General features: G+C 64.9%; 11 protein-coding genes. 8 read left to right on the forward strand and 3 right to left on the reverse strand.

The features are described 5' to 3' along the window. Nucleotides 1-43: 43 nt before the first annotated feature. Genes G332_RS0105965 through G332_RS0105975 form a run of 3 tightly spaced genes read left to right on the forward strand, consistent with a single transcriptional unit; the run spans nt 44 to nt 3,581 of the window. Entirely contained in the window at nt 44-1,198 is a 1,155-nt protein-coding gene (locus G332_RS0105965; protein ID WP_156000785.1) for a ChaN family lipoprotein, read from the forward strand. A gap of 3 nt (nt 1,199-1,201) precedes the next feature. Beyond that, the gene (locus G332_RS0105970) at nt 1,202-3,166 is read left to right on the forward strand and encodes a M1 family metallopeptidase (RefSeq protein WP_038059556.1); all 1,965 of its coding nucleotides are present in this window, start codon (nt 1,202-1,204) and stop codon (nt 3,164-3,166) included. After that, a complete protein-coding gene (locus tag G332_RS0105975; protein WP_019626091.1) occupies nt 3,156-3,581 on the forward strand; it encodes an HIT domain-containing protein in 426 nt (141 codons plus the stop codon). Before G332_RS0105970 ends, G332_RS0105975 begins: the two co-directional genes overlap by 11 nt. A 23-nt stretch (nt 3,582-3,604) precedes the next feature. Here G332_RS0105975 and G332_RS0105980 read toward each other — a convergent pair whose 3' ends face one another. Beyond that, nucleotides 3,605-4,255 (reverse strand): OmpW family protein, encoded by a 651-nt coding sequence (locus G332_RS0105980; RefSeq protein ID WP_019626092.1) that lies wholly within the window; start codon nt 4,253-4,255, stop codon nt 3,605-3,607. 302 nt (nt 4,256-4,557) lie between these two features. Further along, nucleotides 4,558-5,262, reverse strand: coding sequence for an SDR family NAD(P)-dependent oxidoreductase (locus G332_RS0105985; RefSeq protein ID WP_026340648.1), 705 nt, complete (start codon nt 5,260-5,262; stop codon nt 4,558-4,560). A gap of 76 nt (nt 5,263-5,338) precedes the next feature. On the opposite strand from G332_RS0105985, the gene G332_RS0105990 reads away from it, so the two are divergent. From G332_RS0105990 to G332_RS0106005, 4 genes are all read left to right on the forward strand, one after another. Continuing rightward, nucleotides 5,339-6,850, forward strand: a complete 1,512-nt coding sequence (locus tag G332_RS0105990; RefSeq protein ID WP_019626094.1) for a DUF1538 domain-containing protein — start codon at nt 5,339-5,341, stop codon at nt 6,848-6,850. A gap of 3 nt (nt 6,851-6,853) precedes the next feature. Further along, complete coding sequence (locus G332_RS0105995) at nt 6,854-7,201, forward strand: hypothetical protein (protein WP_019626095.1); 348 nt, start codon at nt 6,854-6,856, stop codon at nt 7,199-7,201. A gap of 11 nt (nt 7,202-7,212) precedes the next feature. Beyond that, the gene (locus G332_RS0106000; protein ID WP_019626096.1) at nt 7,213-7,605 is read left to right on the forward strand and encodes a CBS domain-containing protein; all 393 of its coding nucleotides are present in this window, start codon (nt 7,213-7,215) and stop codon (nt 7,603-7,605) included. Between the two features lie 103 nt (nt 7,606-7,708). After that, a complete protein-coding gene (locus tag G332_RS0106005; RefSeq protein WP_019626097.1) occupies nt 7,709-8,983 on the forward strand; it encodes a sensor domain-containing diguanylate cyclase in 1,275 nt (424 codons plus the stop codon). Nucleotides 8,984-9,120: 137 nt separating this feature from the next. Here the strand turns inward: G332_RS0106005 and G332_RS0106010 are convergent, their stop codons facing one another. Continuing rightward, complete coding sequence (locus tag G332_RS0106010; protein ID WP_019626098.1) at nt 9,121-9,882, reverse strand: class I SAM-dependent methyltransferase; 762 nt, start codon at nt 9,880-9,882, stop codon at nt 9,121-9,123. A 192-nt stretch (nt 9,883-10,074) separates the two neighbouring features. On the opposite strand from G332_RS0106010, the gene G332_RS0106015 reads away from it, so the two are divergent. After that, complete coding sequence (locus G332_RS0106015) at nt 10,075-11,418, forward strand: phosphomannomutase/phosphoglucomutase (RefSeq protein ID WP_019626099.1); 1,344 nt, start codon at nt 10,075-10,077, stop codon at nt 11,416-11,418. The last annotated feature ends 1 nt before the right edge of the window (nt 11,419 follow it).

Below are 11,419 nucleotides of genomic sequence, written 5' to 3' on the forward strand. Positions count from 1 at the left end.
GCGTTGCACGTAACCACTACTCAAGCAGGAGATGCAAATGCGGATGAAGGTGCGCGGGCCGCGGTCGCGATGGCTGGGTGCGGGGCTGGTGCTGGGCATGGCGCTGGCAGGACCCGTGCAGGCCGAGGCTGGGTGTCCGCCCGCAGGGGGTTGGGCCACGCCGGGAGGCGAGCCGGTGGACAGCGCCGCCCTGTACGCAGAGCTAGCCACGGCGGATGCGGTTCTGATCGGCGAGCACCACGACCGCATGGACCATCACCGCTGGCAGCTTGGTACGCTGGCGGCCCTGCATGGGTACCGGCCGGACCTAGTGATCGGGCTGGAGATGCTGCCGCGCTCGAAGCAGCCGGTGCTGGATGCCTGGGTGGCCGGCGAGCTGGCACCCGAGGCCTTCCTGGAAGCGAGCGAGTGGTATACCCACTGGGGATTCGATCCGGCGCTGTACTGGCCCATTCTTCATTTTGCCCGGGTGCATGCGATCCCGTTGCTGGCGCTGAATCTGGAACGCGACAAGATCCGGAGCCTCGGGCACGACGGCTGGGATGCGCTGGATGCCGAGCTGCGCGATGGTGTTACCGCCCCGGCGCCGGCAAGTACCGCGTATCGGGCCTACCTGGACGCGGTGCTGGAGCGGCATCCGACGGGCATGAGGCCGAACCGTGACCGCTTTATTGCGACCCAGTTGGCCTGGGATCGCATGATGGCGGGGGCGATCGCGCAGCGGATCGAGGCGGGCGGCGCGGAGCCGCCGCTGGTGGCGGCGCTGATCGGCTCCGGGCATCTGGAATACGGCTATGGCGTCCCGCATCAGCTGGCGGATCTCGGGATCGAAGCGGCGCCGGTGTTGCTCCCGCGCGCGCCGGGCGACTGTAGTGACACGGATCCGGCACTGGCGCGCGCGGTGTTCGGCGTGCCGGCTGACCCGCGCTTCGAACCCGCAGGCCCCATGCTGGGCGTGCAGATCGAGTCGGCCGACTCGGGGGTGCGTATTCTCGGAGTGCAGGATGGCTCGGTGGCTGCGAGGACCGACCTGAAGGCCGGCGATCGCGTGTTGCGGGCGGGTGAACGCGAAGTGAATTCGACGACGGACTTGCAGCGCGTGGTGCGTGGCGTACAGCCGGGTACCTGGTTACCGCTGGAAATTGAACGCGACGGCGAACACCTGGAGCGCGTCGCGCGTTTCCCACGGGAGGATTGACCGATGCCCTGGCGTCGATGGTGGTGCGGGTTGTTCTGTCTGCTGGCGGCGGCCGGCGCGGTGGCGGATTCAGGCGCGGCCGGGCCCGAGCTGGAGCTGGTGCTCTGGCCCGAGCAGGCGCGACTGGAGGGGCATTTCCGGGTGGAACTGCAATACCTGGATGCGGCATCTCCGGTACGCTTCCGGCTGGACCCCGGCATTGCCGTCGACGCCGTGGAGCTGGACGGTCAGGCCCTGGCATACACCCGTAGCGACGACGGCTGGCTGGAGTTGACGCAATCGCTCGCGGCGGTTGATGGCACGCTGGTGATCCGTTACGGGGCACGCCTCTCCGATGCCCCGCGCGGCGCCCGCGGGGGCGGCTATCTCGGTGCCGAGGGCGGCTTCCTGCCACCGGGTGCTGACTGGTACCCGCGCCGGCCGGCGGCCGAGCCGCATCCGTTCCGTGTGGACCTCGATGTAATGGACGGCCACCTCGGGGTCGCATCCGGTTCGCGGGTGACGGAAGATCACGCAGAGGCGAGCTACCGTGCGACTTTCGAACACCCCGGCGGGCGCGCCCTGGCGGTGGCGACCGGGCCCTGGGAACCGGTCACGCAGGCGGCGGGCGAGGTCGAGATTCGCACCCTGTTTCCGGCCGCGCTGGAGGCCGGCTTTGGCGAGCTCTATCGCAATCAGGCGGCCGCCTACATCGAGCGATTTTCCGACGAGCTGGGTGCGTACCCGTTCTCCACCTTCACCATTGCCGCGAGCCCGCAGCCGGTGGGCCTGGCGTTTTCCGGGTTTACGTTGCTGGGCACACAGGTGATCCCGCTGCCCTTTATCCCGTATACCTCGCTGGGCCACGAGGTGTTGCACAGCTGGTGGGGGACGAGCGTCTATGTGGACCCTGCCGATGGGAACTGGTCGGAGGGGCTGACGACCTTCCTCGCCGACTATCAGTTCAAGCGAGAGGCCGGTGAAGCGCGCGCCGAACGCGGCCAGTGGTTGCGCGACTATGCGGCGCTGCCGGCAACCGAGGACCGTCCGCACGGGACGTTTCGTGGCGGCAATGCGGGGGCGGCGCGGATCGCGGGCTACCATCGCGGGGCCATGCTGTGGTTGATGCTGGAGGACTGGATCGGTCGCGAGGCGCTGCTGGCCGGTACGCGTGAGCTGTATGCGCAGTGGCGTTTTCGCGAGGCCGACTGGGATGCGCTGATTGCGACCTTTGACCGCGAGGCCGATGCCGACCTGCGGCCCTTCTTCGACCAGTGGATCGGTCGTAGTGGTGCGCCGCTGCTGGAACTGACGCAGGTTCAGCGCGAGAGCGCGGAGGCCGGGTGGCAGCTGCGTGCACAATTGCATCAGCGTAGCCCGGGCGAGCCCTGGAAGCTGCGTGTCCCGCTGGGACTGAAGACAGAAGATGGGCAGGAAACCCACTGGGTGGAGCTGGAGCAAGAGGGGCGAGAGGTCGTGATCGAGACGGACGCACGGCCGCTGGCGGTTGCAGTCGATCCGGACTGGCGACTGTTCCGTCACCTGGCGGCGGAGGAGTCGCCGGACATCCTGCGCCGGGCGGCGCTGGACCCGCAAACGCGCCTGATCGCACTGGGTGATGCCAGTGCCGAGGAAGTGGCGTCCTGGCTTGGACGGTTACCGGACCCGGCCGAGCGCGATCAAGGCACGCGCATCCTGCTGGGTGACCACGAAGCCACCCGGCGCTGGCTGGCGGAACGCGGATTCCCCGGTCATCCTGCGACAGTCAAGCCGGGTCTCGATGTCCCGCCCGGGCCGCGTGCCTGGATGGTGCCGGGCGCGGCGGTGGTCGTGATCAGCGGTGCCGATGCAGCGGCGCGCCGTGAGGTGGTGGGGGCCCTGCGCCATCGCTCGCACTACAGCTACCTGCTGCCGGGGCAGGATGATGCGCCGACGACCGGACTGTGGCCGGTGCCCGGTGTCTGGCAGGAATTGAACGATGACGAATGATTTTGTACTGGACCCGCGCCTGGAAGCAGATACCTGGGCGGTCGCGGAGTGGCCGTTATCCAGCCTGAGGCTGATGGATCACCGCGACTATCCCTGGTTCCTGCTGGTTCCGCGGCGGGCGGACGTGACGGAACTGCATCAGCTGGATGCAGCGGATGCCGCACAAGTGCTGCGCGAGTCGCGCATGCTCGCGCGGGCGATGGAACAGGCGTTTGCGCCCTCGGCCCTGAACGTGGCCAAGCTTGGCAATATCGTCGGCCAGCTCCATCTCCATCATGTAGCGCGTTTCAAGGGGGACGCCGCATGGCCGGGTCCGGTCTGGGGGACGCCGCATCCCGGGGGGCTGGAACGACACGAGGCCGAGGAGCGCATGGGGCGCGTCCTCGGCCTCGTGGTGGATCACGCGGACCGGTAAAGGCGTGGTACGCGTGCGCTCGGTCAGAAGCGGTAGCCGAGGTTTACACCGAAGGTCCAGGGGTCAATGTTGACCGTACCGAGATGGGTACCTTCCAGGGATGCGTCGGTGTCGATGTCGATCCAGCGCACCTCGCCGTTCACGAACCAGTTGTCGTCCACCGCGAAGTCGATCCCGGCCTGCACCGCCGCCCCCCAGGAATCGTCGAGGTCCACATCTGCGCCCAGCACGGCGCTCGTGTCCTGGTCGAAGATGAAGGTGTAGTTGATGCCTGCGCCTACGTACGGGCGGATGCCGGAGCCGTTGTTGAAATGGTACTGCAGGCTGAGGGTTGGCGGCAGATGCCGAGTGGTACCCACTTTACCGATGCCGTCAATCGTAATGTCGTGCTTGAACGGGATCGCGACCAGCAGCTCCAGACCCAGGTTGTCGGTCAGCATGTAGGTGATGTTGCCGGACGGTTTGGTGTCGGAACCGAGATCGACCGATGCATTGCCCAGGTGGGTCAGGGTGCCGTTGTCGGACTTGGGCGCCACATGGGTCAGACCGCCACGGATCAGCCAGTCGCCGGCGGAGACATCGGCACTGGCGGCGGTAGCGTGTGCCGGGATCAGGGCAGCGGGGGCCAGCAGTCCGGCCAGTGCCAGGGAGCGGAAGGTCAGGGTGCGTCGCATGTTCGGTTCCTCCGATTTATTAGGTGTGCGGGAGCACTGTCGCGCACACCGCATCAGGAAACGTTGATGCAGATCATTTGTTGTGCCGGTTCTGATGAATCATGCGTTTTCGGGCGCCCTGTGGATATACTGCAGGAACGCCCTACTATAGGAATAGCCTGTTTGGAGACGAGCGGCCAGGCCCCTCGCCACAGCAAAGACCGACAAGACGATTCAGCGCCGCATGACTGCACGGCAGTGATCGCCGCTTGTTCGCGCGCAAAAGCGCTAGAGCGCGGACATGCGATTCAATCAGCGTATCCCTAGAACGGCAGGCGTTGTCCCTCGAAGTCAAAGAAGGTGCCGGAATTCGAGGCGTCCAGTCCGTCGAGGACCTGGAGTAGCGCATCAGTGGCGGTTTCTGGCGCCAGGACTTCGGGGGCGCGTTTACGGTAGGGCTCGGACAGGCGTGTGGCACAGGTGCCGGGCTGCAGGGCCACGATCACGGCCTGGCGGTGACTGAAACGCAGTTCCAGCGCAGTCGTGCGCACGATCTGGTTGAGCGCCGCCTTGGAGGCGCGATAGCTGAGCCAGCCACCGAGGTGGTTGTCCGCGATCGAACCGACGCGGGCGGACAGGGTGGCGAAGATGCCCTTGCGCGTGCGCGGCAGCAGCGGCGCCAGATGCTTGAACAGCAGAGCCGGGCCGATCGCGTTGATCGCAAAGGCGTGAGCCATGATTTCGGGCTCCAGCTCGCGCAGGCGTTTCTCGGGGCCGTGGCCGTCGATGGTAAGGATGCCGGTGGCGTCCAGGATCAGGTCCCATTCCGGTGCCTGTTCCAGAAGCCGGGCCGCTGCGTGCTGGATGCTGCCTTCGTCGAGCAGGTCCAGCGGTGGGTCACTGTGCCGGTGCAACCCGATGACATGGCCGCAGTCGGGGTCCTGTTCGAGGTGGTGAATGAAGGCGGTGCCGAGTCCGCCCGTGGCGCCGATGACCACGGCACGATAGGGTGTTTGCAGGGATTCCATAGGACTGAGACCGCCGACCCGGTGATTGATTCCGGCGCGGTTGCCCCGGCGTGCGCCGGGATGGGACAGCGAGCGCATGAACTTTTTCCATACCCTCGGCCACGCGGCCCGCAATCTGGCTCCCATCGTGATCGTAGTCGCGGTGTTCCAGGCACTGGTGCTGCGTACGGTGCCGGAGGGCCTGTTGGCGATGGTGGTCGGGCTGGCCATTGTGGTGTTCGGCGTGGCGCTGTTCCTGCAGGGCCTGGAGATGGGTATCTTCCCCATCGGCAAGAATCTTTCCAACGCCCTGGCACGACGGGGTTCCCTCCTGCTGCTGATGGCCTTCGGTTTTACCCTCGGCTTTGCCACGGTAATCGCGGAACCGGCCCTGATCGCGGTGGCCGAACAGGCGGAGCTGATCAGCGAGGGGCGAATCGAGGGGTTCGTCCTGCGCCTGATCGTCGCGCTGTCCGTGGGTGCCGTGGTGGCGCTGGGGATCCTGCGCACGGTCATGGGCCACCCGCTGCACTGGTACATCCTGACGGGCTACGTGCTGGTGGTACTGGTGACCTTCTTTGCCCCCGAAGAGATCGTGGGCCTGGCCTACGACTCCGGCGGGGTAACGACGAACATCGTGACCGTGCCGCTGGTGGCCGCTCTGGGGCTGGGTCTGGCCGCCTCGATCAGCGGGCGCAATCCGTTGCGCGATGGTTTTGGCCTGGTGGCACTGGCGGTGATGGTGCCGATGATCACGGTGCAGCTCTACGGGATCATCGTGTTCGCCGGTGCCGAGATCGATGCCCCGGGTAACGGCGAGACCGCGGCGATGGATGCGGATACGGATCTGCCGGGCGCCGATGAGGGGCACTGGCTGTCCGCGATGGGTATGGACCTCTTGTTGATGCTGCGCGACGTGGCACCGATCATCGCGGTGATCGTGGTATTCCAGTACTTCGTGCTGCGCAAGCGCATCCCCTACCTGCCGCGCGTCATCTTCGGTTTCGTGCTGGTAGTGCTGGGGCTGTACGCCTTTGTGGTCGGCCTCAAGCTGGGTCTGTTTCCGATCGGCGAGAGCATGGCCGAGCAGCTGATCACTAACGAACTGTTCCTGTGGGTCTATCTGTTCGCGTTCTCCATCGGGTTTGCGACCACGATGGCGGAACCGGCCCTGATTGCGATCGGCCAGAAGGCCGAGGAGGCGGCGCACGGTTCATTGCGGGGTAATGTGATCCGCATCCTGGTCGCACTGGGGGTGGCCATCGGCATCACCATCGGGGTTCATCGAATCCTCGCAGGGGATTCCATCCACCACTACATCATGGGCGGCTACCTGCTGGTCATCGTACTGACGATCCTCGTGCCCAAGCAGATCGTGGCCCTCGCGTTCGATCTGGGGGGGGTGACCACATCGGAGGTGACCGTGCCGCTGGTGACGGCGCTGGGGATCGGCCTGGCCACGCACCTGGAGGACCGCAACGTGCTGATCGACGGCTTTGGTCTGATCGCATTTGCCTCGATTTTCCCCATTGTCACGGTGATGCTCTATGCGATCGTCGTGGATCTTTACGAACGCTGGTTCGCTCGTACCGAGCGGCAGGAGGAGTAGGCGATGAAGTTTTCCGCACTGGTGGCCGTTCTTTCCGATGACCTTGAAGAACAGGCAATCGCGGCGGCCAAAGCGGCCGGTGCAGCCGGAGTGACGATCATGGATGCGCGTGGTATCGGAGCCGAGGCCCGCAGGACGTTTCTGGGCATGACCTACGAGGGCAGTCAGTCGGTCCTGTTGTGGGTGCTGGAGAAGAAGGTGGCCCTGAATGTACTCAAGTGTATTTCGAAGGAGCTGGATCTCGCCAATGATCCGCGCGGGATCGCCTTCACGGTGGATGTGGCCCACCTGGCGGGGATCGGGCGCAACCAGATCGAGCAGTTCCAGGAACAGGTCAAAGACGAAATCTGACGGAGAACATCATGCTGGTAAGTGAAGTCCTGCGACCGAATGTCGTGACCGTTTCGCCGTTGGCAACGCTGCGCGAGGCCATGCAGCTGATGCGCAGGCATGGGGTCAAGTCCCTGGTAGTCGAGAAGCAGCATGCCCACGATGCCTACGGGATCATCACCTACACGACGATTCTGAAGACGATCGTGGCGGAGGAGGGTGACATTGACCTGTCCAATGTCTACGACGTCTGTAACAAGCCCGTAATCACGGTACCCGCCGAGATGGATGTGAAGTACGTGGCCCGGTTGATGGTCAGTCAGGGGATTCGGCGTCTGGTCGTGCTGCGGGGCAACGAGCTGGAGGGTATTGTGACGACCAGTGATATTGTGGGCTCCATCCTGCAGATGGCTGATCTTGAGTGAGTCGGGCGGGATGGACCCTTGTTTGGCACGGCAGCCTCCAGGCGGGACCGCATTCCGCATCGGCCCCGCTCCGGATGCTCATTTGTAACGCCAGGACGGCCTGATGCCTCCCCTCTCGTTCATCGAAGGCTTCGAGAAGCTCCGTCTTCTGGATGCCGCTATCGAGCAATCACACAACGCGGTGCTTGTTACCGATGCGGACCTTGAGGCCGGCCCCCGCATCGTCTACGTCAATGCCGGCTTCGAGCGCATGACCGGTTACTCGCGGGAGGAGGTGCTGGGGCAGACGCCGCGCATCCTGCAGGGCTCGCGGACCTCGCCGACCGTGCTGGCTCGGTTGCGGACAGCTCTCGGTCGTGGGGAATGCTTTGACGGCGAGACGATCAATTATCGCAAGGATGGCTCCGAGTATTGCGTGAGCTGGCACATCTCGCCGGTCATGGCCCAAGACGATGAGCAGCGGATCACGCATTTCGTTTCGGTGCAGCGGGATGTGACCGAGGACCGCAGGCGCGACGAGCAGCTGCGGCTGCTGTCGACGGCACTGGAGGTCTCGGCCGATCCGGTGTTTATCACCGACTCCGCGGGCAGCATTACATACGTGAATGCAGCATTCGAGGAGCAGACCGGCTACAGCCGCGATGAGGTCAAGGGCCAGAACCCGCGTATCCTGCAATCGGGGCGGCAGAATGCGGTGTTTTATCGGGAGTTGTGGGAGACCCTGGGACGTGGAGAGGTTTTTCGGGGCGAATTCGTGGATCGGTGCCGGGACGGATCGCTGATACACCTGGAGCAGAGTATCAGCCCGGTGATGAATGCCGAGGGGGAGGTGACGCACTACGTATCGGTTGGGAAAGATGTGACCGACCGGGTGCGTATGGAGGAAGAGATCCGCCGTCTGGCACACACCGACTGGCTGACCGGGCTGGCCAATCGGTTAAGTCTTGGCAACACCCTGGAAAGCGAGCTGGAGCGCGGCCGCCGCTACGGGCGTCCGCTGGCGCTGATTATGTTCGACGTTGATCACTTCAAGGACTTCAACGACGAGTACGGGCACGAGACCGGGGACGAGATCCTGAAACGCCTGGCCGGGGCCATACGCGAGAACCTGCGAGAGGTCGACTTCCTGGGCCGCTGGGGCGGCGAGGAGTTCATGGTCGTGGTCCCGGAGACCGATGGCAGCAGAGCCGAGATCATGGCGGAAAAACTGCGCAAGGCCGTGGCGGCGATGAAGACGTCGTGTCCGGTCCCCGTCACCGCCAGCTTCGGAGTGACAGAGGCGCGCCGGGGGGATACGCAGAAGTCCCTCGCGCGGCGTGTCGACGAGGCGATGTATCAGGCGAAGAAGGCAGGCCGGAACTGCGTGGTCCGACTCTGAGCGGATCTCGAGAGGCCATTCCGCTCGTTACGACAGGCGCCAGAGCGGACAGCCGGGTTTCACAAAAAAGGCCGACCTGAACAGGCCGGCCCTTGCGATGGGTATACGCAGGCGTTGCGCCGGCGTGATCCATGTGCCTACGCGCGGCGGCGCAGGACCCAGATCTCCAGCAGCGCCCAGTCTTCGCCCGGATAGTTTTCCTGTTCCAGCGGCGACAGGCGGCGGTGACGGCTGGCCGTGCTGCCCACGAATTCCAGGTGTTCCAGTAGCAGGCGCTTGGTGGCGTCGGCCTTTTCCAGCGCGAAGGGGTTCAGGAAGTTGACGAGCATGTAGCCCTCGCGCGGGGTCTCGGCGAAGGAACGCACCAGCTTCTCGATGGCCGGCGGATCGAGGTAGACCAGCGATGCGGTGGAGATCACGATGTCGGCGTCGGCCATGGCCTTTTCGATCGCGGCCTGGGTTTCCGGCGCCGGCTGGTTCAGGTCGGCCTCGAAGGTCTCGTCGAACAGCCCGGCGCTCTTGCCGTAGGCCAGGGCATTGCCGGAGATGTCGATTCCGGTGGTCTTCATCGGCAGGCGCCGCGGTGCGGTGACGGTCTTGCAGGCCTGTTCGTCGGCCCAGTTGGCGCGGATCGCCTCGACATCCATATTGTGGATGGCGGCCATGGTGGTGTTGCCAAAGCAGCAGCACAGATCCACGTAGTTCAGGGTCTTGCCGGCGGCGGACTGCTTCTCGGCCCAGGGGAGGATCAGCCGGTCGAAGGTTTGCCGGTTGAAGTCGTCGGAGATGTAGTCAAGTGCGTCGATGATGCGTTCCTTGAACGGCACCGGCGTCTCGGCGACATAGATGTCGTCGAAATGCTGTTTCTTCTCCTCGGTCTTCACTTGCGGCTCACTCATCGGCTTCTCCTAGTTGGATAAACCCACCATGATCGGGGGCATGTAAAGGCAGCGTCAAGTAACGCTACTGGCAGCATTGATGCCGGCATCGACTCCTTCCGGGGTTCTGCTATGTATCATGGAGCAATACCGGTTCCGGTTCCGCGCGGAGCGGGAAACGGGGGCGTGCAAGGATGGCGAAAAGGGATATGCATGAAGATTGACTGTTTCAAGGCCTATGACGTGCGGGGCCGGGTGCCGGACCAGCTCAACCCAGAGGTGGTACACGCCATCGGTCGCGCCTTTGCCGAGGAGATCCGGCCCGGTCGCACGGTCGTTGGCTACGATATCCGCCTGTCCAGCCCGGAACTGGCCGGTGCCCTGACGGAAGGGCTTACCGCGGGTGGCAGCGATGTGGCGGATATCGGCATGTGTGGTACCGAGGAGGTCTATTTTGCCACAGCGCATTACGGGGCTGGCGGCGGGATCATGGTCACGGCCAGTCACAATCCGCTGGATTACAACGGCTTGAAGCTGGTGCGCAGCGAGGCTCGGCCGATCAGCGGCGATTCCGGCCTGCAGGCGATTCGTGACCGGGCCGAGCGGGGGGATTTCCGGCCCATGCCCAATGGGCAGGTGCGGCGGCTGGACCACCGGGCGGATTACATCGAGCGATTGCTGAGTTCGGTGGATCGTTCCGTACTGCCTTCGTTGAAGATTGTGGTGAATCCGGGCAACGGTGGCGCCGGGCCGGTGCTGGAGGCACTGGAGCCGCATCTCCCGTTCGAGCTGATCCGGGTCAATTTCGAGTCGGACGGGCATTTCCCCAATGGCATCCCCAACCCGTTGCTGCCGGAGAACCGTGCCGCCACCGCCGATGCGGTGCGGGCGCATGGCGCGGATCTGGGCGTGGCCTGGGACGGGGACTTCGACCGCTGCTTTCTGTTCGATGCCGAAGGCACCTTCATCGAGGGTTACTATATCGTGGGGCTCCTGGCGCAGGCCTGTCTGGAGGGCCATGCGGGCGAGCGTATCGTCCATGACCCGCGCCTGACCTGGAATACCATCGAGATGGTGGAGGCCGCCGGCGGGGAGCCGATCCAGTCCAAGACCGGGCACGCCTTCATGAAGGAACGCCTGCGCAAGGAAGACGCGATCTACGGCGGCGAGATGAGCGCCCATCATTACTTCCGGGACTTCGACTACTGCGACACCGGCATGCTGCCGTGGCTACGGGTGGTGGAACTGATGGGCCGCCGCGAGCAGTCGCTGGGGGCTATGGTCGCCGAGCGCATGGCGCGGTTTCCTTGCAGTGGCGAGCTCAACTTCGAGGTCGAGGATGCGGCCGCTGCGACCGCCCGTGTGCTTGACGCGTATGCCGGCGCCGGTGGGCGCCTCGACCGTACGGACGGCGTGAGCGTCGAATTCGCCGACTGGCGCTTCAATCTGCGCAGTTCCAACACCGAACCGCTGCTGCGCCTGAACGTGGAGACCCGTGCCGACGCGGCCCTGCTGCGGCAACGGGTCGATGAGATCTCGCGACGGATACGGGGGTGAG

Source organism: Thioalkalivibrio sp. ALJT, assembly GCF_000381825.1.
In the GTDB taxonomy this organism is placed as follows: domain Bacteria; phylum Pseudomonadota; class Gammaproteobacteria; order Ectothiorhodospirales; family Ectothiorhodospiraceae; genus Thioalkalivibrio.